A 24357-nucleotide genomic window follows, 5' to 3' on the forward strand; every position below is an offset into this window, starting at 1 on the left:
GAAAGGCACCGACCTGTCACGCTACTCGCAGACAGACTTGAACAAGATCGCGTTACGATTGAATCAACGGCCGCGGAAGACCTTGGGATTTCAGACGCCAGCGGCTATATTGGACGCAGGTGTTGCGCTCACCGGTTGAACCCACCCTGGGCGGTTTCAAGTTCCAAGTGCAACGGGTGAATGATGGCGCAATTGCGCATAGACTTCCAGGGGCGTGGCAAAGTCGAGACATTTCCTCGGGCGCGTGTTCAACCGATGGGCGATGGCGTTCAACTCGCGCTGGGTGTAGCCCGACAGGTCCGTGCCCTTGGGCAGGTACTGGCGCAGCAGCCCATTCGTGTTTTCATTCGTGCCGCGTTGCCACGGGCTGTACGGATCGGCAAAGAACACTTGGATCGCGAGCCGCTGGGCCAATTGCTCATGCTCGGCCATCTCTTTCCCCCGATCGTAGGTCAGGGTTTTCCGCAGCGGAGCCGGCACATGCCGGAGTTTTTTCGTGAAGCCCTCACGGGCACTCCGCGCATCCGTCCCCTCCATCCGGGCCAGGATGACCAGGCGTGTCGTCCGCTCCACCAGGGTTCCGACGGCCGAGCCATTCCGAGCCCCCTTGATCAGGTCGCCCTCCCAGTGGCCGGGCACCGTGCGGGTGGCCACGTCGGCCGGGCGCTCGGCAATCGGCGTCATGTTGGGGATTTGGCCCCGCCGATCCGTCCCCCGCGCCCGAGGCCGGCGCGCCTTGCGCGCCTGACGCAACGCCGCCAGCAGTGCGCTCCGCAGGGTGCCGCGGGGCAGCACATACAGCGCCGCATAGATCGTCTCGGCCGAGAGCTGTTTGCGCATGTCGTCAGGATACGCGCGTCGGAGGCGTCCGGCAATCTGTTCGGGCGAGCAGCCCTGAGTCAGATGCGTCCGCACATACTGCCACAGCCAGGGATCCAGCAGTTTGCGGGGTCGCCGTGGCTGACCGGCTCTGGCAGCCGCCTGGACCTGTGCCGTACAGGCGCGATAGGGGCGGCCTCGCGTCGTGTTGCGGGCCGACTCACGGCTCACGGTGCTGGGCGCGCGACCCAATACCGTGGCCATCATCCGCAACGAATGGCCGCGGGCCAGCCCCAGACTCAAGGTTTCACGTTCTTCGGCACTCATGTGTCTATAAGATCTCGTTCGCATGGCAACACCGTAGCCCTTCAGGGCCTGCAGTGTTGCACTTGGAGTTAGAACTCAAGCATTCTATTTCAGCATTTACCAGATTGAGGGGCCGACAAACGCCAGAGCTTTCAAGGTCCAAGATAGTGCGTGGATCAAGGATATGCAGAACGAGGGTGTAATGGGATTCGTTCTGCCCCAGTGCCAGCACTTTGTGATTGCGACGGACCACAAGATCATAGAAGTGCTTGCTACCGACGAACCCGAAATCAAGGCATGCTAGTCGCTCGCAAGTGTGGCTGAGCTGTTCCCTGGTCTGCCTGACCTATAAATGTGAGTCTCTTGGTGTCGATAAGGGAGATCTGTGAAATGAGACTAAAGCAATATATTGCGATGAGAATGAGCTTTGCGCTTGCGGTGTTGATAATGATCTGGCCTTGCCCGGCTTCTGCTGATCAATGGCCGGCTCCGGCTCCACAGCACGGCATAAGCGAGAATGGTCAATATCTCGTCCGGGTTGTTCCAGGTGAGAGTCTGGGCGATACATTGGGTTTTTCAGGGTCGAAGAAGGGGGCCTACGCACGCGGGGAGTTTTATGAGAGGCAGCCGGATAGATCTTATCAGTTGATCGCAGATGTGGCTTTGCTGAATCCTGTAGCTCCGGCAAACATCTTGATTAGCAACCTCGGCTATATGGTGACGTTCGACAATTGGCAGAATGCGGGCTATGGAAAAGTGGTTGCGATCTACAAGTCAAACGGCCAACTGGTTCGTGCGTATGAGCTGGAAGGGCTGTATTCCTCCGAGCAGATTGAGTCGATTCCGCGGAGCCTATCGTCTCGTGGCTGGTTATCTCCTAATTACGGGTTCTTAAAGTCGGGAAATCAGGAGGAAGTATACGCCTACGATTTCTCTGGCGGTTTATGGCTGATCGAGCTTACTACGGGGAGTCGTGAGTACTGTGAGCGTAGCAAGGTTATGTCCTGCCTACGTCAGCACACCAAATAAACTGCGGTGTCTTTTCCCGATGGCTCGTTCTGGCGGTGCTATGACTATTCCATTAGACTGCCTGGGATATGAAGAATGTCTTGTTCATATGCAGCCAGAATAAGCTTCGTAGTCCTACTGCTGAGCAGGTATTTGCTTCGTGGCCAGGGATAGCGGTGGCTTCGGCGGGCCTGAATAACGATGCAGTGAGTCCTGTGACGCCTGAGTTGCTTGAGTGGGCCGATATCATCTTTGTGATGGAAAAAGCGCATCGCAATAGGCTCTCGAATAAATTCCGAGCGTTTATCAAGTCCATAGGCATTATCTGTCTCGATATTCCGGATGAATTTGAGTACATGGATCCAGAGCTTGTAAAGATATTGCGGGAGCGTGTTCCTCGTCATTTGCCGAGCTACAAGTAAGAATCAAGGGGAAAGGGCATCCAATCCTAAGCTCTTATGGATGGCGCGGCTGGGGGGCGTTGCATCACCGTTGACTCTGCTCATTCAAAGAACTCGTGAGGGTTTGTCGTGATTCCACCTGATACGCAGGGATATGCGCTCAAGCGCGGCGAGGGTTGGTCGATCGACTTCTGTGGGACGAAGATGACGGTGAAGGTGCTTGGCGCGCAGGTGGGCGAGTCTTACTCGCGGAACGCGCGCTCTCAAAAGGGCCTCGTCCGACGCGCGCACTCGAAGAGCGCTCAGGCCGCACTAGTGAAGAGAGCGCGAGTTTGGAAGGGCTGGTAGAGTGTTATTTGACTTGTGCTACGGCGAGAAAAGACTCCCGACACCTTTTCTCGCTTTGACATGCGTCTGGGTGGCATTTGTATCTGCGGCGCTTCCTTCTGCCATCAGTTAGAATCGAACGCCCAACGAGAAGAGAGCGAAATTGTACCAGCCGAAGGCGTACCGGTCGTTATCGACTCCCCCTTCGAACACGCGATATCCGGCCGTCATGTACCAGGCATCAGTGAGATCGTAGCGAATCTTCACCGCTGCATCGATGGCCCGCCCCTGCGTGCCCACGAGCCCATCGAAATCCAGCAACGCCGTCCAGCGCGGACCAAAGTCATATTCCATGCTGGCGCTGAGCAGCGGGATGACCCCGACGTTACTGTCGGACGCCGTGACGCCTTGTTGACGTAACTCCACCCGGGTGTCCCGGACGAATGCCGTAGCGCCGATGCGCCAGCGCCAGCGATCCGATTCGTGGAGGAGATAGCGATAGGTCAGCCGGTAGGAATCGAACTTGTACTCGGAATCCACTGCGGCGCCCGGCGTGAAAGAGCCGCCGGCAAAGTTCACCGGCGTGCCGAATGCGCCCGTGCCGGAAAAAGCCAGCGGGGCGTAGACGAACCGGAGTGAATGCCGGTGAGTGATGTTCCACGTCAACTCGACCCGTCGATGCGCTTCGGGGCCGTTCCCCTGGATATCGGTCAGAGCAAAGCGGGTTCCTGCGCTGCTGTCGGGAATCTGAATCTGATTGCGCGATTGCCAGACGGCTCCCGTTTCAAACTCCAATGAGAATCGATGATCGGGGAGGGAGGCTCCTGCGACCGGCGATACGGCGCTCACGGTCATGGCCGCGACGGCTCCGATCAGGACTGTGATGTCCCGCAGGTGGCCATGCAGTTGACGCATTAAAGACCGACAAGCCATGATGCGGCATTATACCGAACAAGTCCCTTATCGTCATTGGCGGAGGGTTTGTCATGAGCATTATGGAAGGCGGAAATGCTGATACGCCGGCGATGTGACGTATTTGGCTGGGTGGTCTGCCTCGTGGCGCTGCTTGCCCTGGCCGGCTGCGCGACGCCCTCGCTTGATATGTCAGGTGGACGGATCGAGCCTGCCGGACCGGATGGGGGAGTGGTGATCGGCTCGGTCCTTGTGCAGGCGGAGCAGGAACCGCCCAACTCCTGGTTCAATCGGCTGTTCGGCCGCAAGGCTGCCGGATTTGTCTATGACTTTGAAATCGTCAAAATCGGCGGACATGATCCCGAAGGGGTACCGCCGTATGCAGATCGGTATGAATTGGATGCGAAGCCAGGGGAGGAGCGGATCTTTGTGGCACGCTTACCGATCGGCACCTATCTCTTCAAGACCTTTCGCCACGAAGGATTGTCGGCCATGGGCGGCGACCTGGGGCTGACCTTTTCAGTCGCTCCAGATGCCACCTGGTATATCGGCCGGCTGTTTCTGGAGGTGCCTCGGCGGGTGACAATGGGAGTTCCCTTCACCTATACAGTGCAAGATGCCCGTGACGCCACACTCGCTGCCGTCCACAAGCAGCATCCTGACGTTGGGCAACAGGCCGTGGACGCACCGATGCAGGCCAGATAAGACCGGGGGTAATTCCTTCTCCGCAACGGCAATGCGGGATGTACGAGTCCCAGGCGAGAGATGCTCAACGTTATGGCTCAGCGATACGACGAACTTTCTGACACGCATATCCAATTCATCGCCAAGCAGAAGATCTTCTTTGTCGGAACCGCGACGGCAGAGAGCCGGGTGAATGTGTCGCCCAAGGGGATGGATTCCTTGCGCGTGCTCAGTTCCCGGCGTGTGGTGTGGCTCAATGTGACCGGGAGCGGGAATGAAACGTCGGCCCATGTGCAGCAGGATCCGCGCATGACGCTGATGTTCTGCGCCTTCGACGGACCGCCGGTCATTCTGCGGCTCTACGGTGCCGCGACCGTTGTCCACCAGGGCGATGCGGCATGGCGCGAGCTGGCTTCGCTGTTCCCTCCGCTGCCCGGCGCACGGCAGATTTTCGACGTGACGCTCGATCTCGTGCAAACCTCCTGCGGGATGGCCGTGCCCTATCTCTCCTACACCGGCGACCGCGAGTTGCTGAACGAGTGGGCCGAGAAGAAAGGTGAGGAGGGGTTGCAGCAATATTGGAAGGAGAAGAATCAGCTCAGCCTCGACGGTCTTCCCACGAACATCCTCGAACAAAAAGGGAATAATTCGTGAACGAAAACCTGTGGGCAAGATATAGAGGCCGGACTGCTGCCTCTTCTCCGCCGTATCAAGTGTTGCAAAGTGTGCAGTTTGGGTCAGTCCCCATCCATGCGAAGGTGCAACATCGATACATAGCTCAGGGGAGAGGGTCGATCGTCGGTTGGTATGCGAACGGCTGGACCAGTGGTCAGATCACTGATCGGATCAGCGATACAAAGCTGGGTTATCCCAGTGAGCGGGCCGAGAAAGGAATCGCGATGAGAAAGACAGCACATTTTACGAGTGCCCATGATCCCAAGACTTTAACCGTTCGGGACGTGATGGAGGATGCGATCGTCACGGTCAGTCCGCAGGCGAAGGGCTACACGATCGCCAGGCTCATGGCCGACGGGGACGTTGGGAGCGTTCCTGTCGTGGAAGAAGATCTGACGCTCGTCGGGCTGGTGGGTGAATTCGATCTGTTGCGGGTGATGGATGAGGGCAAAGACCTCGGTGAACTGACCGCGACGGACATCATGACGCGCGACGTCGTCACCGTTACCGAGGAGATGCTGGTGACGGATGTGGTGCATCTGCTTCAATCGCGGCACTTGATTCGCGTGCCGGTTGTCAACGGCAACAGCCTCATCGGCATAGTTGCCCGCCGTGATATCGTCTTCGCATACGTGAGAGCCAAGGCGATCTACTGGCCATAGGAGAGGATTGGCCGGACGGGCTGTGGTCTTCGACCTTCTCAGCCGAATGCCGTGTGAACGGAATGCTCCGGTGCCGCGTGATGGTCGACAGGGGCAGGCGAACATTCGTGTGTGTCAGGGTTAAGCCGGCCACGCGGGTTCAGCGAAACTAGGTGGGGCTCGTCTCGTCCCTGCCGGCATCCTTGCGGTCACGATCGGATGTACTCCAAATGAGATAGGCTGGTGATCAACCGTTGTGACCGTTCATGGAGCGTCCGATGAAACTGATCGAGAAGAAGCGTAGCGATGGAGCCGCGGTGCCGAAGTTGAAGGCCACCCGCGCGAGGGAGCTGTTGAAGCAGCTTTCCGGGAATTGGAAGATCAACGGGAGAGGGCATTTGGAGCGGCTCTACACTTTCGAGGACTTTGCGCAGGCGCTGGCGTTTGTGAGGAAGGTCGGGGCGGTCGCCGAGGCGCAGGGCCATCATCCCGATGTCTATCTGGCCTGGGGGAAGTGCAAGGTTGAAATCTGGTCGCACAAGAGTAAGGGGCTGACCGAGAGCGATTTTCTCTTGGCCGCTAAAGCCGAACAGAAGTTCAAACCGTTTCGGGCGCCGGTATGACGGGGCCGAATGCAGGCCTGTAGTACCCCAAACAGGTCCGCGTGAGTTGCCTCCCTAGTGCGAGAGGCGTAGCCTTATAACATGACGCTCGAACTTAAGATTCCTCCGGTGGCGGTCGTTCTGATTACTGTCGCCGGTATGTGGTTTGCGGCGCGGGCCGTTCCGGGCATTGAAGTTTCCTTTCCCGGGCGCGAGGTCGTTTCAGGTCTGGTGGCAGCGTCGGGCGGGATCATTGCTCTGTGGGGTGTGGTCGCATTCAGCCGGGCCGGCACGACGGTCAATCCCATGAAGCCCGGATCTTCGTCGGCACTGGTTCAATCAGGCATCTATTCCGTCACCCGCAACCCGATGTATCTGGGGCTGCTCCTGGTGTTGCTCGCCTGGGCGATCTATTTGGCCCATGTGCTGACCCTCCTCTTTCTCCCGGCATTCGTGTGGTACATGAACCGGTATCAGATCGAACCGGAAGAACGGGCGCTGACCTCCTTGTTCGGGCTGGAGTTCACCGCCTATGCCGCCCGGGTGCGCCGATGGATTTAACACACGTCAACGCGGTTGCTGTGTGAAGTAAGTACACACGTCGAAGGACAAGGAATCCGGTCGGTAATTCCATAACTACAGGAGGTCCCATGCAACGCAAAGGCTCGGCTATCTGGCAAGGCGACTTGAAGTCCGGCAAAGGCACGGTGTCGACGGACAGCGGCGTGTTGTCGCAGACGCAATACTCCTTTTCGACGAGATTCGAGAGCGGCAAGGGCACCAACCCGGAAGAGCTGATCGCCGCCGCGCATGCGGGCTGCTTCACGATGGCGCTGTCCGGCCAATTGGGCGCTGCCGGTCTGGTCGCTGAGAAGCTGGAAACGACGGCCACGGTCACGTTCGAGAAGCTCGAAGCGGGATGGACCGTGACGGGCATCTTGCTGGACGTCAAAGGGAAAGTGCCCAAAGCGGATCAGGCTGCGTGGGAGAAGGCGACGCAGGCGGCCAAAGCCGGCTGCCCGATCTCGCGCCTGCTTAACACGACGATCACGATGCAAGCCAGACTGGAAGGGTAATGCAGTCGCCGGAACCAAGGGGACAGGCCCGCTGATATCGGACGGTCTGCTACCTTTGTCTCCACGGGCGATGCGCGAGGAGCCATGGCATCGTGGCGAAGAGCAGCAGGCTCAGATAGTAGGCGGTTCCTGAAGCCGGATCGCGATTCACCAGGACTTCCATCGGTGACAGGCCGCGCAGGGTAAGGCCGACCAGGAATTCCGCTGCCAGCATGCATCCGGTTGCGATCCCTCCAACGGCAAGTTGTTCCCGTGGCTCTGCGTGTTGAAGATACCGCCTGGTGATCCATCGGGCGGCCAGGACGATGACGGCGAGCATGAGGGGCATTTCCAGCAACTCTGCCGTCCGCTCGCCGAGAAGGGGAAGCGCGAACAGAACACGGACCGTCCCCAGCACAAAGCCTGCTCCGAAGACGATGAGAAAGTAAGCCAGCGCCGGTTTGAATCTGTGCATCGCAGTTTGAGCGTAGCCGAGCCTGCGATCGCTGTAAATGCCCTGAGATCCAAACACGGGGTGTCGCGTTCTCCCTCTCCCTCTCCCTCATCTCAGTTGGTGAGTCCTTGATGCTTGCGGCCAGCGTTGACAGTTGTTTCTGACGGCAGTAGCCTACCGCGCATGAGCGACGCTCAACAGACAGCTTCCGCGTCGGTGACGCCGGTTGAGCGTCGTCGTGTCGAGGCGCAGGGGTTTCTCGGATTGGAGGATCGGCAGATCAGTCAGATCAAGTACTGGCTGCGTCTGTCGCCTGCGATCTGCATGACCTGGACGGCCTGCGGGACCGCGCTGCAATCCGCCCCGGTGCTCTGGGCTCTGTCTCCCTTCGCCTTGCTGGGCGCGCTGCTGCCCGGCCATCCGTTCGACCTCTTGTACACATGGGGCGTGCGACGATTGACCGGCGGGCCGGCGCTTCCCCGCTATCCGCTGCCGCGGCGGTTTGCCTGCTTCCTGGCGACGCTGATGCTCGTCGGGGCGGCCTGGAGTTTTCAATCGGGGTGGGTGCTCGCCGGTCAACTGTTCGGCTGGGGGCTGGTGGGTGCGGCACTCGTGAACGTGACGACGGGATTCTGCATTCCCTCGTTCATCTACGGGCTCATCTTCGGAGCGCCCGGGTCCTGCCAGATCGAGTGAGCTGCCCGGCACTGTTGTAGGAAAGCCCTACAGGACAAGCTTCTCAAATTGTACGGTCTGCACGGCTGGAGGACCATTCCTATGATGCAAGATCCGACTCAGTCGTCCACCCTTTCCAATGCGGCGGTCGAGTCGCTGTGGCGGGGGATCGATGCTCATCGCGCCGTTCTTGGCGAAACTGCCAGAACGGCTTAATCCGATGAGAGGTTTCGCTTGCAGATCAAAGAGAAATCGTAGGCCCAGGTTGGGCTCACGGCACGCCTTTAGCGTACCTCGACTGTCAGATTGCTCAAGTGTTCCATGCCGAAGCACATGAGGGTGCAATACACCTTGTAGTGCTGCGCGCCCTTGTCGCCGGCAATGAATTTAGCGTGGACTCTCTATTCTTGAGGCTGAGGTCCTTTGTTTCCACAACGATCTCTTTGCCATTATGGAGGGCAAAGGCATGTACAAATCCATGCTGTTCATTGGCATCGCGCATGATATCGCGCAAGACTTCAGACGTTTTTTCGTCAAACAGAAATGTGAGACGCACGGCCTCACCCTTTTTCACCTGAAAGGGTGCGCTAATGAGCTGTCCGTTCGAATCATGAAAGCCCTCTTTGTTGATCTTGATCTTAAACTCAACGTCGGGGGTTATGGCCTCCACCTCAACCGTGGAGACAACGGAAATCAATACCGCCATACACAGCACTACGACTCGCTTCACGGGTAGATCCTCCCTGCTAGTTATATTGATGGCCCTGCCGAGCTATGTTTAGCCCTACATCGCGTATCGTGACGTCAGCTATGTTCTCGTATCCTGCACCGCAGTAGGGTGTGGTGGTAGGCCCTGCGGGACTCGTTCCCTCTTCCCGAGTGCGAATCATTTCAACGGCAACACATCCCTTACACTCTATGGGTGCATGGGAATCAGGGTAACCTTACGCACATTTTTCGTGGGCGCTACGGATTGGAAGAAGGGTGAGTTGATTAGCACTCTATCAGTTCGCGGTACTGAGTAGCAGTCTTGATAGATGTTTCCACGACAATGAGTGGAGCATGCTGAGTCTCCAGGTCGATGTTCTTGCGCGCGCTGTTCACGATCCAGACTTGGGGCCTTGCCCTTCTTGGTTGCGCGCCTCTCACATTACTGCTAGATTCGATTTGAAGTCTCACCTCTTGGCAGAGGCGCTCGTCAGAATCTCAACTGATTTGCGCCGCTTTCTATGTGGCCACTTCACCGACACTAGCCTGTGAGGCTCACCTTCACGGGGTGCATCACACCGCTCCCTTGTCTGCATCAGGCGAAGATACAATCTGGATTGCTCCGAGTGCCATCGGCGCAAATAGGCAAGATGGAGCGAATTCTTCATGCATTCATGAAGAAGCCACTATTCATCTCTACCGTGAAGGAGAACCCGCGTATGCGACGTGCTGATTACATGGTCAATGTCAAAGATTTCGCCACGCTCAAGGCCGAACATTTCATGCAAGACGTGGTGTCCTACTACCACGTTGAGACCAAGGGAGATCGGCTGGCTGCGGCGATCACCGAAGGTGGGTTTGGAAGCGTTCCCATTTTGGCCAAAGACGGCAAGGTGCTGGGTATTGTAAGTGAGTTCGACTTGCTGAAGGTCATCACGGAAGGCAAGGAACTGTCCTCGGTCACGGCTGGGGACATCATGACGAAGGGGGCGATTTCTGTGACCGGGGAAACGCCAGTCATGGAGGTCATGAATCTGCTGCAAAGCAAACATCTGATCCGGGTTGCCGTAATCGATGCCGAAGGGAAGCTGGTCGGCATCGTTTCTCGCAGAGACATCCTCTTGGGCTACGTCAAAGCGACCAAGCCAATTTGGACGTTTTGATTTGGGGGCATGAACGAATCTGGACATGGGGGCAGCAACTGTCTTGAGTTTCACGCATGCTGCCCCTCATGAGTCTGCCAAGGGGTCTGGTGCTTCAGCCTGGCTTGAGGATGTCTGCAATTTCTACATGCATGCAACTAGCCCGACTGTCTTGGCCTTGCCTGCCTCGCCGTTGATGGAACATCCGCATCGCGGAATTGGGCGAGGAACAAGAAAATGGGCCGGGAGTCCATACTTGATTGTCGCCTGTGCGTGATGCCAGCGATTGATGCATCGAGCCGCTTGGCGTTGACCGGTCCAGCTGCCGGCAGTCGCTTAGCCTGTGTGGGAATTCCGATCTGGTCCCGCTCTTTTCTTACAGCGCGCCGATGTATGTCCGCGATTTCCTCAGCGAGACCCCTCAATCCTTCCCACTCTCGAACGACCTGGAAGAGGTGGATCCCCACGGGGCTTTCCAGTAGACTTCCCTTGTAGTGAATGGCGAATGGTGTCGTGCTCTACGGCAACAGACATGTTGCGGTGCGACGCCATTGGCAACATCTCCGTATGTGAACGTCTGGCATAACAGGAGGCAGTAGATGAACGATCAAGATACGCAACGGGCTGTCGGGATTCTCAACAAGATTATGGAGCATGAGTTGGCGGGCGTCGTCCGCTATATGCACTACTCTCTGATGGTCTACGGCTATAACCGCATTCCGATCGTCTCCTGGCTGAAGGGGAACGCCGACGAGAGTCTGGCCCATGCCCATAAGGCCGGGGAACTGGTGACATTGCTGGGCGGCCACCCGTCGCTGAAAATCGGGACGCTCTTGGAAACCGAGAAGCATGATGTGGGGGATATCCTGCGGGAAAGCTTGGACCATGAAAAGGCGGCGGTTGCCGCCTATTACGAGTTGCTGAAAATCGCCGAAGGAAAGTCCGTCTTGTTGGAAGAATATGCGCGGGAGATGATCGTCGGCGAAGAGTTGCATCTTGACGAGGTGAATAAAATGTTGCGCAAGTCAGGTGATGTGCAGCCCTTTCGTTCCTAACGGTCAACGGAGCGGGAACGATGGCGATGGTGACGTCATCAATCTTGCGCAAGCTCGAAGGCGGTGATCGCCGGTCGATCGGACGGTCCGACGAAGTCGTCGCAGGAGTGCTCGTCGATCCGACGCAGTTCGGCGAACTGTTCAGAGGGCTGTTTGTGGAGGATCCGGTCGTGCGGGCGAGGGCGGCAGATGCCGTCGAAAAGATTACGGTCGTCCATCCGGAATTTCTGCACCCCTATAAATCGAACCTGATTGGTCCGCTTGTGGAGCGCGATCAGAAAGAGGTGCGCAGGCATGTGGCCCAGATGCTGCCGCGTGTTCGATGGAGCACACGCGAACAGCAACGGGTGTCTGACATCCTCCAGGGTTACTTGCGAGACTCCAGCAGTATTGTGAAGACTTGCGCGATGCAGGCTCTGGCCGATCTCACTCGGCAGGCGCCGGATCTTCGGCCTGCGCTTCTACGGCAGTTGCAGAAGCTGACGGTCAGTGGAACGCCGGCGATGAGGGCACGAGGCCGGAAGTTGCTCGGGGAGCTGAAGGGTAGTGCCCAGGCTACGTAAATTGTAAGGTCCGCATGGCGGGAGGACCGCTTGTATGACAACCGACCAGACTCAGTCATCCAAGCTTTCCAATGCGACAGTCGAGATGCTGTGGCGGGGAGATGTGATTGCGGCGATTAAGGTCGTGCGTGTAGAGCGGAATCTTGGTCTGAAAGAGGCCAAGGACTTGGTGGACGCCTACATCCGCTCCCAACCATCCTTGCGACAGAAGCTGGAGCAGGCTCAAGCAGAGATGTGGCAGAAGCTGAAACGCGGGCTGATCGTTGCGCTGATCTTTGCCGCCGCTGCGGCGTACTTCTTTTTTCAGAGCCGGTAAGCCCAGGCAGTTCCGTCATTCAGAAGTGTGCGCTCCTGACCTCCTTCCCCTTCAGTGCATCCCCTTCCGGCGATCCCGTAAGAGAGCATGAAGTGATTGTCACGCCACGTGACTCACATCAGGTCAGTTCTGCGCGGCTTCGGAGTCCGGGGGTTCCCAGATATCCAGATGCTTGCCTTCGATTTGAAATACCTGCTGCGCCCCGAAGATGTGCTCCACGTCCTCAGGAGAGGACATTTGCACGACCCCGACGAAACACCCTCGCGCATCCCGCAGGACTTGTACCGACTCTACCTTCCCGAACGGGACGAAGATCTGGCGGAGCTGTCCCTGGGTGTACGAGGGCGGAAACCCGCTGATGTAGATTTTTGACGCCATGCCAACACCTCCATGTGAACGGAAAGCATTGTCTTGGTAAGCAAAGAGCGGAAACAGAAGTCCAGGAGAGAGGCCGAAACGACGGCTTACCGGCTCTTGCGCAAGGCAATGTCCTCCTTGTCCCGAGTGTCTGTAATAACTCTACCAGCCAGGTTTCGGCTGCGCCACTAGGTGAATCCCTGGGTGCGTACTTTCAACTAAGATGCGAGCAAGGCTCTTTTAGGCGCCAGCTCGGTATCTGCCGCTTCAAACTATGGGGGGTGACGGGAAAATCTGGCGGACCGGTGCGGGGGCGATCGTTTGTCTCAGCCCGCCTTTTCGGAGAGCGCAATCGCTCCGTCCGTTTCGAGTGCAAACCGCCCCCGGCCACGCGGGATGAGCCGGATGTCCGGGCATTTCTGCTCCAGCCGTTTTCTCAAGAGGATCAACCGGCTTTCGAGATTGTCTTTCACCTCGGGCAGGCCGAGCCAGGGATCCATGCGGAGTTCCCGATTGGTGAACTCCGCTCGTCCCTCGTCCCGATGCTGGGTGAGCAGACGCCAGAGAATGCGGCCCGGGACGTTCCGGATGAGGTATTCGCCGTCGACGAAGACGCAGTCGTCGGCGTGGAAAAAGCAGAAGTGTCTCGTGCGCGCCGATGCGCCTGATGGGGGAGCCGGTTTGCTCTCCATGGGCGCGGCTGGCGCGGTGTCGTCCAGGTCACGGTTGAGTTGTTCGATGCCTGTCGCCAGTTGGGCGGCGATGATGGTCAAGAGGCTGTCTTCTCGCGGCATGAACGCTAGCGACTCCAGGCTCTCGACGACCAGAACTCCGATCAGCCGGCCCCGCGTGACCAGCGGGACGCCGATTTGACAGGCGGTGCGGGACAGCCCGGGCAGGGGGATCTCGCGGCACACGGCCGCAGTGTTCCCGGAGGCTTGCGCCCGTTCGCGCACCGCCCGCGCATAGCGCAGGCTGTGGTCGATGGCGGACAGGTGGAGTGCGCGCTTCGACCGGGCGACCATGCCGATCAAGCCCTCGCCGAATCCGACTTCAGAGCCTGCTCCGTTTTCAGGATACCCGCGGCTGGCGATGGCGGTGAGGGTGGCGGTGGATTCGTCGGCAAGCAGCAGGATGGTGTGGCGAAAGCCCAGGCGTTCATCCAGCAACTGGAGCGCGGTTTCGAGCAGCTCTCCCAGGGTCTCGCAGCGGTTGAGGCGTTCGCTGATGAGGCGTAGCCGTTCGAGGTCTTCCGCGACGAACAGCCGGGACGGCAACTCCGACGGCGGCGGGGTGGGCAGGCTGGTAAATCCCTCGACGCGTTCGAGGCTTACGATCGCGTAGACGTCGGCGGCGAGGAGGCGGAACACGTTCGTCATGCCCGAGTGGGAGGCGATGGCCTGCAACTGGAGCGACATCGATTCGAAGAGCGGGCCGGCCGTTTCGGAATGGTCGAACCGCAATTGCAGGCGGTAGGCCTGCAGCGTTCTCGGATCGAGCAGCATGGCGCAGGCGTAGGGATGCTCGCGCACGTTCCGGTGGGTCTTGTTGAAAAACTGATGGGAGAGCGCGACGTGTCCGCTGTCGACGTAATAGACCTGGCTGACGTAGGTGACGTTCGGTATGCCGTCTTTGGAGCAGGTGCTCAACGCCGCCGGAATCATGCCCTGGAGGCAGGGCCACAGGTCTTCGATCGCGAGGGCGTTCGATTTCACGTTGACACCTTGTCGCCGGTGCCCGGGCCCGGCGTCTGATGGAAGACGTCGGTCACCTCGATGTCGACGGCCAGCGCCGGCTCCGTGATCCAGGCTTCACCCAGTTCGGTCGGCACGCCGATGGCGGCGATCTCGCCGATGAATTCGCGTTTCCAATTTCGTTGATGGGTCTGGTCTTGCCGGGTGGACGGCCGGATGATACGGACTCGGCCTTTGATCTGACAGGCCACGTGATCGGTCGGCCTGGTGCAGCTGACGGCCACCAAGCCGTTCTCGCGCAGGTTCTGCAGGGTCTTCCCGGCGATGGCTTCCGTGAGGAAGATGGTGACGGACCGGCGATCCTTGCCGAGTCGAATGCCCCAGGCGCGCGTGCATTCCGGCATGAAGGACGCGTCGCGCGTCCCGACGATGACGGAGACTCCTGTCTGCAGAAGATCGACGATCGCGGAAGGGATCATGGCCGGTGCCCGATGCGCGGGTTTAGGAATAATTTAGGACAACGATAGCATATTCTTAGGACCTGCCGCGCGGCCCCCCGTGCTACGGTTTGCCCTGCCGCGGCGGTGATGGCCGCACCGAACCGGCGCTCTCGCAAATCATTCACATCGGCCGTATCGGATCGGAAGGAGGCTCCCATGGTCAGTCTTGTGTTTCAATCGATGACGGCGGCGGCTCTGCTGCTTGCGTCTTCTGTCGCATTCGCCGGTGGTTCCCCTGTTGTGTTTACCGCGCATGATTATGGGTTCACCGGCCCTGAGCGGATTCCCGCCGGGCTCACGACGATGCAGATCGTCAACCGCGGGCAGGATCTCCATCAGATTCAACTTCTCAAACTTCAGCAGGGAAAAACGGCGGAGGAGTTTCGCGCTGCGATGGCCGCTCAGCCCGGGCGGATGCCGGACTGGGTGACATTCGTCGGAGGACCGAACGCCATTGTGCCGGGAGCGGATGCCGTGGCGGTGATGCCTCTCGCGGAGGGCGACTATCTCCTGATCTGCCTGATTCCGAACGAAGAGGGGATCCCCCATCTGGCGCTCGGGATGCAGAAAGCACTGTCCGTCAGAGGCGCCCAACCGGTCGCGGTGGCAGCGCCGCGCGCCGATGTGACGATCACGCAGGAGGATTTCCGGTTCGGCCTGTCGCGCTCGATCCCGGCAGGGTTCCATACGCTGCGTGTGGTGAATCACGGGGCGCAGCCGCATGAAGTGGTGGTGGTGAAGCTGGCGCCGGGCGCCACGGCGAGCGAGTTTGCGGCGGCGGTCGAACCGCGGACCGCCACGCCTCCACCCGGAGCCCCCATCGGCGGAGTAGTCGGCATCGAACGCGGAGGAGACGCCTTTTTCACGGCCCAGTTCGAACCAGGTCGCTATGGGCTGGTCTGTTTTTTCCAGGACCGCGCCACGGGAACGCCGCATTTTGCGAAGGGTATGACGCTGGACTTCACCGTCCGGTAGCCGCTTGCGTGTTGTATTCAACGAGGGGAATGGCTGAAGCCGGACGGTTCGCTGGACTGTCCGGCTTATGGCTCCGTTCTTGCCCTATCGTCCCATCGGAATTTCGATCACGAGGCCTCCCATGGCCTCATTCAGCTTAAAGTCTTTCTTGGCGCTCTGGGGGTGGGTGTTGTGGCACCCCACGCAAGACTGACTCACGGCCCGGTCGGCATAGATGGCTTGAAAGTACGTCTCGCTCCCTTGCGTGACCGTGCCGGTCACGACCTGTTCCGGGTGCGTGCGTAGCGACTCCAGGCCGGCCTTCTCTGCGGCACTTCGTGGCACATTGAGCGGATTGATCGGCCAGAGACTAATGAGCCGGTAACGGACCGATGTGCCAGTCATTGCTGAAAGTGCGCTGGATTCCATAAGGAACTGGGCTGGCAGGGGGAGGGTATTCTTCGTGGACCGCCAGTTTTCGGCTGCCGCCACGACCCCACTCCTCTGCAGCCGTTCGACCACGTGGATGGTGTAGAACGTCCGATCCGCTTCGATCACCGCATGGAGGTAGTTTGCGACGATCTCCGGCGGGATGCCGGTCTGTTCGCCGGCCAGCGATGCGGCGGGAATCGGCAGGCACTGAAGTACAATGAGGAGTGCGACGGCACTGATACGTCTCATGGCGGTACCTCCGGATGAAGGCTGGGACCGGCCTGACACCCGTAGCATAGTCTTCTCGCCCGTAGGTTACAAACCGGCGACAGGGTGTATTCCAGAGCCGGTGTGCGACGAGGGGAAGTCGAGTCCATAATGGACAAGCTTGTCGGGAATCTTCGTTGCCCGGTGGCGCGCGATCATCTGTTGCTTTCCGGCCGCCATTGCAGCCCCAGGGTGATGATGTGCTGAAGCAGATTCGTGTACGGCATGCCTGATTGTTTGGCGGATTCGGCGAAATCTTCGTCCTGCGCGATTTGGGGATTCGGGTTCGCCTCCAGCACATAGATCCTTCCGTCTTTATCCAGCCGTAGATCAATCCGCGCATACCCGCTCAGTTCCAACGAACGGTAGACTCGTTTACTGAGGTGCCGTATGCGCTCGTTGGCGCCCTCGGGCGCGTCTTTGAGCTCGGCCGTTTGGATGCCGTATTTCTCCTGGTACTTTGGGTTCCATTTTACCCGCCCCGTGGCGATGCGGTGCACGTCGTCCGGCATCTTGGTAAATTGCATTTCCCAGACGGGAAAGGCACGCAGTCGTTGATTCCCCATGACGCCGACGTAGAGCTCCCGGCCGTCGATGAATTGTTCGACGAGGGCATCCGTGCCGATGCTCTCATGGATGAAGGCGATCCGCTCCCGCAACTTCTGCTCATCTTCTACGACCGAAGCCTGGGAGATCCCGACCGAGGATTCCTCCGTCAGCGATTTGACGATCAGGGGGAAGGTCAGATCCTTCGGCACGCGGAGCTTCTGTCCTTTCCGGAAGACGGCAAAATCGGGCATGGGGATGCGATGGTATGCCATGAGCTTTTTTGAGAGTCCCTTATCCTTGGCGAGCAGCAGGCCCCGCGGATTACAACCGGTATAGGGAATTTTCAGCAGTTCCAGATAGCTCACGACGTTTGGCTCGAAGATGGCGACATTGTGAAACGCTTCAAGCATGTTGAAGGCGATGTGAGGCTTAAAGGCATCGATGGCGTTGCGGATGATGCCCAGTTCTGTTTCCACCCCCAATGGCTCGACTTCATGGCCGATCTTCCGCAGCGTCGTCACCACGTCAAACTCCGTCTTCCATGCCGCTTTCTGCGTATCGATACCGGAGGTATTCTGGGGCGGCACCAACTGCTTGTCCATGAGCACGAGGACTCTGAGCGGTTTCATAGCGCCACCCGCCGCCCGCCGGTGTGGATATAGTTCATCGCTTGCACCGTCAAAAAGACTGTGAACTCATGTGTCGCCTGCTCTTCCGACACCGCCAGGCGAAGGTTGAGCGGGCGGCAATGTGCGATCAGGTCTTCGAAGACCTGATCGATCGTGTACTGGTACACACCTGTCCAGTCGGCGACGAGGCGGCGTACCGGCTTCCGAATCTTCATGAGGAAACGGATCGCCGTCATGTGGCCGGCGTGCTCCGGCGCACCGGAGAAGAACCGCTGCAGATCACGGTCGTTGAAATCCGGATGATCGACACCGTAATGCCGGCGCTTCTTCTTGTAATGCCGGCGCAGGGTGGTGCGCAGCCGCCTGAGCGGGTCGACTTCTTCGGTGGAGACGTTGAGCGGAGGCTGGCCAACCAGAGTCTGCGAGAGTCGATCAACGTATTGAAGTTTTTTGAGCGCCGGCCATCCGGCATAGCGGGTCTCCCATTGAGAGTTGGGCGTCAACCACACGGCGAACGTTTCGGCGAAGTCCTCATCGGGATGGCTCTGCGCGTACCACGAGTCGAGATGCAGCACGAAACTTTTGCTATACGGCTTGGGGGAATAGTCCTCGGGATACGGGACCGAGCTCTTCCCGAAGAGTTGCAGCCGCTGTCGCCGTCGCCGCAGCCTGAAGGCGTTCTCGATGGCATGGCCCGCCTCATGCCGCAGGATACGCATGCACGAGTCAGGATCGCCCCCTTCCACTTCCAGCATCTGGGTCAATTCGAGCTTGGCGAGCCGGGGATGGGCCAGATAGAACGGGATCGCGATGCCGGGCACATTATCCGGGCAGAACCATTCCTCAGACAGCCAAAAATGGGGATGAAAGTGAAGACCGCGGCCATCAAGTTCGCCATAGAGCTGCGCGATGAGATCTTCAAGATGGCTCCCCGCAATCCTGAGATCGAGGTCGCATAGCCGAAGATCCAGCAACTTCTCGTCCGGCCACGTTGTCCAATCGGTGAGATCGCTCCGTATCGCATCGAGGGATGCATCTTGTACCGGTTCGTTCTTGTCTTGAGTTGCCATCGTTCAGGTCAAGGTCCCATAGCTGAAGAAGCTGAGACATTGTACGTTTTGCAAGGCAGCCAGTCGATCCCCAATGGCGGGATGAGAACATGGGGCAGGAACCCTGTTGATCTGACCCGCCGCGGCAGCCATGTTCATTCCTTCCCCACCACAAGAGCGGATAGCGTAGGGCGTGTGGTGCAAGCGCTCAGAGGTTTCATTGTTCGGACTGTCAGCTCTAAACCGTTGGCCATAGGTACTTCGGAGGCTCGTCTCGTATGATAGTGCCATGAATGAGGAACCCGGTCCCCCTTGTTATCATCTGACTAACGGGGAATAATATAGAGCCAATTGCCCCGTTCGCTCCGTCCTGCCAAGGAGGCCGCTATGCGATTTCTTCTGGCCGTCGACGAGTCCGAGAATTCCCATCGCGTTGCCCGCTATGTTGGATCACTCCTGCGCCGTACTCCCGATGTCGCCCTTACACTCTTTCATGTGCTCAAGCCCATGCCCCGGGAGTTGCTGGAGCATGGCGGATCGGAGGATCCCGCCACCGAGGCGCAATTGGGGGTGCAGTTGCGCGGTGAGCAGGAGGCCTGGATCCGGAAGGAAGGGGACGCCGAGTGCCATATCCTGAAGCAGGCGTGCGAGACGCTGAACCAATCAGGATTCGACCCCGGCCGGGTGACGTTGAAGTATGGCCATGAAGACGATATCGCCAGAAACATTCTCGAAGAGGCGCGAATCGGACACCACGAAACCATTGTCGTGGGGCGGCATGGGATGTCCCGAAGCAAGCGGGTCTTCGGCGGCGTGACCGATCAACTCCTGCGCGACGCCAAGGGTTTTGCGATCTGGGTAGTGGAGTGACGAGGTCGGGCTCCTCTGTGTGAGTGACGAAACCGGCACGGGCGCGCTTCTCCCTCACGGAGTGTGTTCCCGCGTTGACAGGCTCCGCTACTCGCAGTAGCCTACCGCCTGTGAGAAAGTCCCGAGCGGGTTTTCTTTCGCTCTCTCGTTCTGCACCTGGCCTGGTCTGAGGGAGGATCTGTGGCAGGGAGCGTCTCAGTGCAATGCTGCATCGCAGGCGGCGGTCCGGCGGGCATGATGCTTGGACTGCTGCTTGCGCGCGCCGGTGTCGACGTGCTGGTGCTGGAGAAACACGGCGACTTTTTGCGCGACTTCCGCGGCGATACGATTCATCCCTCCACTCTCGAAATCATCCACGAGCTGGGGCTGCTGGAGCAACTGCTCACGCTGCCGCATCAAAAGGCGCCGGGAATCAACGCCCAGTTCGGCGATCTGGCCCTGACGGTTGCAGATTTCTCCACCTTGCCGACCCGCTGCGGATTTATTGCCTTCATGCCCCAATGGGATTTTCTGAACTTTCTGGCGGAGCAGGGCTCGCGCTATCCCACCTTTCGCGTACTGATGCAAGCGGAGGTGACGGATCTCATCAAGCTGGCAGGAACGATTGTGGGGGTTCGGGCAACGACGCCCGAGGGGCCGATGGAGGTGCGCGCCGATCTGGTGGTGGGCGCGGACGGACGACGCTCGGTCGTCAGGGATAGGGCCGGCTTGCCGGTGGAGGAGTTCGGGGCACCGATGGATGTGCTCTGGTTCGGGCTCCCTCGTCGCGCAAAGGATCCGGAGAGTCCGGTCGGTCGTTTCGATCGGGGCCGCATTTTCATCATGCTGAATCGCGGCGACTATAGGCAGTGCGGCTTTGTGATTCCCAAAGGGTCGCGCGCGCAACTGGAAACGCAGGGCCTGCCGGTGTTTCGCGAGACGGTCGGGAGGCTGGCGCCCTTTCTGGCGGATCGTGTGGACGAAATCAAAAGTTGGGAGCCGGTCAAGCTCCTGACGGTGCAGGTGGATCGGCTGCGGGACTGGTGTCGCCCCGGGCTGCTCTGCATCGGCGATGCGGCCCATGCAATGTCGCCGATCGGCGGGGTCGGGATCAATCTGGCGATACAGGATGCCGTGGCGACGGCGAATCTGTTGGCGGGGCTGTTACGGCGAGGGGCGGTGACGCCTGCGGATCTCCGGCTGGTGCAGGAACGGCGCGCCTGGCCGACGCAGATGACGCAACGGATGCAGCTCCTGCTTCAAAATAGAGTCATCAAGACCGTCCTTGCCGGCGACGGCTCGCTTGTGCCCCCTTGGCCGCTCCGGCTCATTGCCCGCTTTCCCCTTCTTCGGCGCATCCCCGCCCGCCTGATCGGCATGGGTTTCCGTCCGGAACATGTCCGGACCTCAGCAGTGCGCTAGGTCGGACTAAGTAGAGCCGGCGCATTGCGGATATTCTCCTTTTCGGATCGCTTCACCCGCGTTGACAGGCCCCCTTGAGGATCGTACATTCTTCGGCTGAGATTCCATTGGCCGGAGGCTCGATTGCACATGGCCATATTGGGAAAGTTGCTGGTCTCGGCGTTCGGCGGCTATCTCGGCGGATTTCTCATCGGCATGGCGGTGGTCACGGCCTTCTCTTCGAATCGCCATGACAAGTCGACGGAGGCAGCGATGACGGGGGCCTTCGTTTTCGGTCCGCTCGGGGCGGTGCTTGCGATGATCGCCGCATGGATCTGGTGGGGATCGTAGCTTCTGTGAGGACTGTTGTTCAGTCGCCTTGCTGATGCCACCGATAGGTTGTCCCGTCCCAGTAGAGCAGGGCGTTGGCAGATTCAAGCTTCTGTACGAGGAGGGCGTCGCCGCGTAGCGCAGGCGGTTTCTTTCCCGTGGCGCTCTGCTGAGCCGCCTGTTTAACGAAGACGCTCCAGGCATCCAACCACCCGAAGTCTGTCCCGCCGTTTCCGACGGCGCGCCCTGCTCCCAACACAATCGGGGTCTGTGCGCCGGCATGGAGGACCGCGATGCCCTGTTGTCCGCTCTTCTTGTGCACGATAAGTACGGCTACGTCGAGCCGTCCATCCCCGTTGAAGTCTCCGTGCAAAAAGAAAGGGTTGAGCCGTGTGGACAGGGCATAGGTGGAGGCGAAGGCCTTCTCCGTCAGGACCGGCGCGGTCCAGTCCGGAAGATTTTGCTGCTCCTGCCAGGTTGGTTCGCCGCCCGACACGAGGCTTTCGGTCATGAGGACGAGACCGACGACAAGCCCAAGTTCGCGAGCCATCTTCATCAGGTCACCGCACCTTATCCGTCGTATCCTCCTGTTCAAACCATCATGGATAGCGACGCACTTCCCTATTGAGCCGATGGGCGGCGAGTTGATTGGCCGCGTTCGCGCGGCTGTCCGGCGCGATACCGGTCGCGCGTCTCACGCGGCGCCAGGCATAGAGGTAAGCCAGATTGTTGTGTATGACGATGAGTTGAGCGATCTGAATCGGGTCAGTCGGTGCCATGGGGTGGCCATTGTGCGGCAAGGATCGGCTTGGGAGCAACAGTCCGGCTTCGCCTGCGATCAGCTCCGCTTCCCCAGTTGCGAGTATGTAGGCGGGAACGTATGATATGTCTATCCGTTCAACATCTATCTAGAGGGAGGGTTGGTGATGGCACTTTTTCTCGCACTCTATCTGCTCTTTGCTTCAGTCATTCCTGCCGCGGCGCTAGAGGGTTCCGCGTCGACCGCACCCACTGCGATCAAGGCGGATGTGATGTATTGGGAAGGCAATGAGCTCATCGTGAAAGAATTCTCCGGTCACGAGATGCGTCTCGTTGTGACCCCCGACACAAAAATTGAGGGCGTGGTGGCCGGACGACTCAAGACCGGCGACAAGATTGTGGCGCAGGTCGGCGAGGATCGACGGGCGCTCTCTATCGTTCTACAAGTCCCCGATGCCGCGAGTAGCGCTTCGCCAGCCGGTGCGCGCTAGCGCACACGTGTTTCTTAGGGGGTGTGAATCTTCGCGTCGTCTGCGTCTTTCGAGCGCGGTCTTCAGTCTGACCTGGCCGTGGCGGCACACGAGGTGGAGTGATGACCCGTCACTTGTTCACGGTTTTCCCCGTTTCATGCTTTTGTTGCGGTGAGGTTCTCCGCCTTGTATGGTGTAACTGGGAGCGTTTTTACGGCCTATCGCATGCAATAGATCGAACGCGCCCGCCCACCCGAGAGACTACGGCGATTCATTGCGATCTCCACTATTCGAAGCCCAGCGGCCTTGGTCTTCCTGACGGCGCTCGCCTGGTGAATCTCATTGTTCAGCTCGGCTCCCTTCTGAGGAGCAGAGTAGGGCTGCGAGTCGCGATGGTCGGACTGCTTGTCTTCCTCGTGACTCCCTGTGTGATTCAGGCAGAAGAAATTCATTTGGAGAGCATTGGGTTGCGCGGAGGGGCGAGCGGAAGCTCTCCCATCGGAAAGAAGGAGACGCAATTCTTCAATGAATTTGACCTCATGGCCAGCTGGTCGCTTCCCTGGGGATGGTACTCTGACTCCGGATGGGGCATCGGCACGAGGCTGATGGGGAGTGTCGGCGCATTGAGGGCCTCGGGTGATACGGCCTTTATCGCGACGATGGTGCCTGGCGTGGTATTGGGAAAAAAAGATGGCTGGCTGTCCTTAGAGGTCGGGGCAGGAGTCGCCCTTCTCTCCATGCACCAATTCGCTAACCAGGATATGGGAGGCGCCTTCCAGGTGGTGGGGGATATCGCGCTTCGAGCGAAGGTCTATCGGGGGATCGGCGTGGGCTATTGGTTTCATCATCTGTCCGATGCCTCGCTCTATGGAGACAATGGCCGTGGATATGATCTCCATATGATCGAGCTCAGCTATCGGTTTTGACGCAAGACGGCATCGGCGTCAGCAGTCTCCCCGCACCGCCTATTCTCTTCCTCCATTGCGGCCACGCGCTAAGGCTCGTATGATGACCGCATGACTGCTGATTCTGTCAGGCGCATTCAGTCGAAGCAGCCGGTGCCGTATGAGCTGACGGCGATTCATCTCGATACCCACGACACGAAGACCTTCCACTTTGCCCTTCCGAGCGATACCACGCTGGACATGTTGCCGGGTGACCATCTCTACGTCCACGCGACGATCGACGGGAAATCCGTCAAACGCCCCTACACGCCTTCGTCGATGCCCGGCGCCACGGGCTCCTTCGATCTGACTGTGAAGCGATACGAGACGGGGGTGATTTCGCGCTATCTCCATGATCGGCAAGTCGGGGAGACGGTGCTGATGAGCGGGCCGAATCCGGGAGGCCATTGGGTAGACGGGATGGCGAAGAAAGTCGGTTTCGTGGCCGGCGGCTCCGGCATCACGCCGATGATTGCGATCATTCGTTGGATTCTAGCCAGGAACCAGAACGTCGAATTGTTTCTGCTGTATGCGAACAAGACCGAGGCTGACATTATTTTCCGCGCAGAGTGGGATGCGTACGTCCGCGCTCACTCGAACTTCCATTGCCATCATGTCTTGAACGAGCCGCCTGTTGGCTGGAGTCAAGGAACCGGCCGCATCAGCGAGGTGACGCTACGCACGCATCTTCCGGCGTCCGGTGCCGACACGGTCATCTTTCTCTGTGGCCCCCCGCCGATGGTCGATGCGATCGAAACGACGCTCAAATCGATCGGTCACGCCGAGCAGGCGATCATCCTGCCGTAGCGAACGCACGCATCACTGGACAT

At 59.1% G+C, this 24357-nt stretch carries 33 protein-coding genes; 21 read left to right on the forward strand and 12 right to left on the reverse strand.

Annotation, left to right across the window (positions count from 1 at the left end):
• Positions 1-139: IS30 family transposase (locus Q7U39_00360; GenBank protein ID MDO9116380.1), on the forward strand; the 139-nt coding region annotated here is incomplete at its 5' end.
• Positions 140-156: 17 nt separating this feature from the next.
• Here Q7U39_00360 and Q7U39_00365 read toward each other — a convergent pair.
• Entirely contained in the window at positions 157-1170 is a 1014-nt protein-coding gene (locus Q7U39_00365; GenBank protein MDO9116381.1) for an IS30 family transposase, read from the reverse strand.
• Positions 1171-1515: 345 nt separating this feature from the next.
• On the opposite strand from Q7U39_00365, the gene Q7U39_00370 reads away from it, so the two are divergent.
• Both Q7U39_00370 and Q7U39_00375 read left to right on the forward strand, forming a co-directional pair.
• On the forward strand, positions 1516-2154 hold the full coding sequence (locus tag Q7U39_00370) for a hypothetical protein (protein ID MDO9116382.1): 639 nt from the start codon (positions 1516-1518) through the stop codon (positions 2152-2154).
• A gap of 68 nt (positions 2155-2222) precedes the next feature.
• Entirely contained in the window at positions 2223-2555 is a 333-nt protein-coding gene (locus Q7U39_00375; GenBank protein MDO9116383.1) for a low molecular weight protein tyrosine phosphatase family protein, read from the forward strand.
• A 435-nt stretch (positions 2556-2990) separates the two neighbouring features.
• Here the strand turns inward: Q7U39_00375 and Q7U39_00380 are convergent, their stop codons facing one another.
• Positions 2991-3794, reverse strand: a complete 804-nt coding sequence (locus Q7U39_00380; GenBank protein ID MDO9116384.1) for a hypothetical protein — start codon at positions 3792-3794, stop codon at positions 2991-2993.
• Positions 3795-3869: 75 nt separating this feature from the next.
• Between Q7U39_00380 and Q7U39_00385 the strand changes: the two genes are divergently transcribed.
• From Q7U39_00385 to Q7U39_00410, 6 genes are all read left to right on the forward strand, one after another.
• Positions 3870-4478: a hypothetical protein gene (locus Q7U39_00385; GenBank protein ID MDO9116385.1), complete on the forward strand. Its 609-nt coding sequence runs from the start codon at positions 3870-3872 to the stop codon at positions 4476-4478.
• Between the two features lie 60 nt (positions 4479-4538).
• Entirely contained in the window at positions 4539-5111 is a 573-nt protein-coding gene (locus Q7U39_00390; protein MDO9116386.1) for a pyridoxamine 5'-phosphate oxidase family protein, read from the forward strand.
• Between the two features lie 245 nt (positions 5112-5356).
• The gene (locus Q7U39_00395) at positions 5357-5794 is read left to right on the forward strand and encodes a CBS domain-containing protein (protein MDO9116387.1); all 438 of its coding nucleotides are present in this window, start codon (positions 5357-5359) and stop codon (positions 5792-5794) included.
• A 257-nt stretch (positions 5795-6051) separates the two neighbouring features.
• Entirely contained in the window at positions 6052-6396 is a 345-nt protein-coding gene (locus Q7U39_00400) for a 4a-hydroxytetrahydrobiopterin dehydratase (protein ID MDO9116388.1), read from the forward strand.
• Positions 6397-6477: 81 nt separating this feature from the next.
• Entirely contained in the window at positions 6478-6936 is a 459-nt protein-coding gene (locus Q7U39_00405; protein MDO9116389.1) for an isoprenylcysteine carboxylmethyltransferase family protein, read from the forward strand.
• A gap of 89 nt (positions 6937-7025) precedes the next feature.
• Positions 7026-7451 carry an OsmC family protein gene (locus Q7U39_00410; GenBank protein MDO9116390.1) on the forward strand — a complete coding sequence of 142 codons (426 nt, stop codon included), beginning with the start codon at positions 7026-7028 and terminating at the stop codon, positions 7449-7451.
• Positions 7452-7500: 49 nt separating this feature from the next.
• Here the strand turns inward: Q7U39_00410 and Q7U39_00415 are convergent, their stop codons facing one another.
• On the reverse strand, positions 7501-7962 hold the full coding sequence (locus Q7U39_00415; GenBank protein MDO9116391.1) for a hypothetical protein: 462 nt from the start codon (positions 7960-7962) through the stop codon (positions 7501-7503).
• A gap of 105 nt (positions 7963-8067) precedes the next feature.
• On the opposite strand from Q7U39_00415, the gene Q7U39_00420 reads away from it, so the two are divergent.
• Positions 8068-8580: a DUF4395 family protein gene (locus Q7U39_00420; GenBank protein MDO9116392.1), complete on the forward strand. Its 513-nt coding sequence runs from the start codon at positions 8068-8070 to the stop codon at positions 8578-8580.
• 289 nt (positions 8581-8869) lie between these two features.
• On the opposite strand, the gene Q7U39_00425 is transcribed toward Q7U39_00420, so the two are convergent.
• Positions 8870-9289 carry a hypothetical protein gene (locus Q7U39_00425; GenBank protein MDO9116393.1) on the reverse strand — a complete coding sequence of 140 codons (420 nt, stop codon included), beginning with the start codon at positions 9287-9289 and terminating at the stop codon, positions 8870-8872.
• Positions 9290-9986: 697 nt separating this feature from the next.
• Here Q7U39_00425 and Q7U39_00430 point away from each other — a divergent pair.
• From Q7U39_00430 to Q7U39_00445, 4 genes are all read left to right on the forward strand, one after another.
• Positions 9987-10430, forward strand: coding sequence for a CBS domain-containing protein (locus Q7U39_00430; protein MDO9116394.1), 444 nt, complete (start codon positions 9987-9989; stop codon positions 10428-10430).
• Positions 10431-11008: 578 nt separating this feature from the next.
• A complete protein-coding gene (locus Q7U39_00435) occupies positions 11009-11464 on the forward strand; it encodes a ferritin-like domain-containing protein (GenBank protein ID MDO9116395.1) in 456 nt (151 codons plus the stop codon).
• Between the two features lie 20 nt (positions 11465-11484).
• Positions 11485-12027, forward strand: a complete 543-nt coding sequence (locus Q7U39_00440; protein ID MDO9116396.1) for a hypothetical protein — start codon at positions 11485-11487, stop codon at positions 12025-12027.
• Between the two features lie 34 nt (positions 12028-12061).
• Positions 12062-12343, forward strand: a complete 282-nt coding sequence (locus Q7U39_00445; GenBank protein ID MDO9116397.1) for a ribosomal protein L7/L12 — start codon at positions 12062-12064, stop codon at positions 12341-12343.
• Between the two features lie 123 nt (positions 12344-12466).
• Here Q7U39_00445 and Q7U39_00450 read toward each other — a convergent pair whose 3' ends face one another.
• The 3 genes from Q7U39_00450 to Q7U39_00460 all read right to left on the reverse strand — a co-directional run bounded on the left by Q7U39_00450 (position 12467) and on the right by Q7U39_00460 (position 14873).
• The gene (locus Q7U39_00450; GenBank protein ID MDO9116398.1) at positions 12467-12721 is read right to left on the reverse strand and encodes an RNA-binding protein; all 255 of its coding nucleotides are present in this window, start codon (positions 12719-12721) and stop codon (positions 12467-12469) included.
• A 305-nt stretch (positions 12722-13026) separates the two neighbouring features.
• The gene (locus Q7U39_00455) at positions 13027-14415 is read right to left on the reverse strand and encodes a GAF domain-containing protein (GenBank protein MDO9116399.1); all 1389 of its coding nucleotides are present in this window, start codon (positions 14413-14415) and stop codon (positions 13027-13029) included.
• Positions 14412-14873 carry a hypothetical protein gene (locus Q7U39_00460; GenBank protein MDO9116400.1) on the reverse strand — a complete coding sequence of 154 codons (462 nt, stop codon included), beginning with the start codon at positions 14871-14873 and terminating at the stop codon, positions 14412-14414. Before Q7U39_00460 ends, Q7U39_00455 begins: the two co-directional genes overlap by 4 nt.
• 177 nt (positions 14874-15050) lie before the next feature.
• Between Q7U39_00460 and Q7U39_00465 the strand changes: the two genes are divergently transcribed.
• Entirely contained in the window at positions 15051-15869 is an 819-nt protein-coding gene (locus Q7U39_00465; protein MDO9116401.1) for a hypothetical protein, read from the forward strand.
• 84 nt (positions 15870-15953) lie between these two features.
• Here the strand turns inward: Q7U39_00465 and Q7U39_00470 are convergent, their stop codons facing one another.
• The 3 genes from Q7U39_00470 to Q7U39_00480 all read right to left on the reverse strand — a co-directional run bounded on the left by Q7U39_00470 (position 15954) and on the right by Q7U39_00480 (position 18795).
• The gene (locus tag Q7U39_00470) at positions 15954-16529 is read right to left on the reverse strand and encodes a DUF3365 domain-containing protein (GenBank protein ID MDO9116402.1); all 576 of its coding nucleotides are present in this window, start codon (positions 16527-16529) and stop codon (positions 15954-15956) included.
• Between the two features lie 173 nt (positions 16530-16702).
• Positions 16703-17725 carry an ATP-grasp domain-containing protein gene (locus Q7U39_00475; GenBank protein MDO9116403.1) on the reverse strand — a complete coding sequence of 341 codons (1023 nt, stop codon included), beginning with the start codon at positions 17723-17725 and terminating at the stop codon, positions 16703-16705.
• Positions 17722-18795 (reverse strand): putative zinc-binding metallopeptidase, encoded by a 1074-nt coding sequence (locus Q7U39_00480; protein ID MDO9116404.1) that lies wholly within the window; start codon positions 18793-18795, stop codon positions 17722-17724. The genes Q7U39_00475 and Q7U39_00480 overlap by 4 nt, the downstream gene beginning before the upstream one ends.
• Before the next feature lie 366 nt (positions 18796-19161).
• On the opposite strand from Q7U39_00480, the gene Q7U39_00485 reads away from it, so the two are divergent.
• From Q7U39_00485 to Q7U39_00495, 3 genes are all read left to right on the forward strand, one after another.
• Complete coding sequence (locus Q7U39_00485; protein ID MDO9116405.1) at positions 19162-19644, forward strand: universal stress protein; 483 nt, start codon at positions 19162-19164, stop codon at positions 19642-19644.
• A gap of 180 nt (positions 19645-19824) precedes the next feature.
• Positions 19825-21045, forward strand: a complete 1221-nt coding sequence (locus Q7U39_00490) for an FAD-dependent oxidoreductase (protein MDO9116406.1) — start codon at positions 19825-19827, stop codon at positions 21043-21045.
• A gap of 129 nt (positions 21046-21174) precedes the next feature.
• The gene (locus Q7U39_00495; protein ID MDO9116407.1) at positions 21175-21375 is read left to right on the forward strand and encodes a hypothetical protein; all 201 of its coding nucleotides are present in this window, start codon (positions 21175-21177) and stop codon (positions 21373-21375) included.
• A gap of 19 nt (positions 21376-21394) precedes the next feature.
• Here the strand turns inward: Q7U39_00495 and Q7U39_00500 are convergent, their stop codons facing one another.
• Positions 21395-21910 carry a hypothetical protein gene (locus Q7U39_00500; protein MDO9116408.1) on the reverse strand — a complete coding sequence of 172 codons (516 nt, stop codon included), beginning with the start codon at positions 21908-21910 and terminating at the stop codon, positions 21395-21397.
• Between the two features lie 43 nt (positions 21911-21953).
• Positions 21954-22133 (reverse strand): hypothetical protein, encoded by a 180-nt coding sequence (locus Q7U39_00505; GenBank protein ID MDO9116409.1) that lies wholly within the window; start codon positions 22131-22133, stop codon positions 21954-21956.
• 147 nt (positions 22134-22280) lie between these two features.
• Here Q7U39_00505 and Q7U39_00510 point away from each other — a divergent pair, with 147 nt between their 5' ends.
• From Q7U39_00510 to Q7U39_00520, 3 genes are all read left to right on the forward strand, one after another.
• Complete coding sequence (locus Q7U39_00510; GenBank protein ID MDO9116410.1) at positions 22281-22604, forward strand: hypothetical protein; 324 nt, start codon at positions 22281-22283, stop codon at positions 22602-22604.
• Between the two features lie 371 nt (positions 22605-22975).
• Positions 22976-23509, forward strand: coding sequence for an acyloxyacyl hydrolase (locus Q7U39_00515; GenBank protein ID MDO9116411.1), 534 nt, complete (start codon positions 22976-22978; stop codon positions 23507-23509).
• A 90-nt stretch (positions 23510-23599) separates the two neighbouring features.
• A complete protein-coding gene (locus tag Q7U39_00520; GenBank protein MDO9116412.1) occupies positions 23600-24334 on the forward strand; it encodes an NADH-cytochrome b5 reductase in 735 nt (244 codons plus the stop codon).
• Positions 24335-24357 lie beyond the last annotated feature (23 nt).

Source organism: Nitrospira sp. (genome assembly GCA_030653545.1).
Taxonomy (GTDB): Bacteria; Nitrospirota; Nitrospiria; order Nitrospirales; family Nitrospiraceae; genus Nitrospira_D.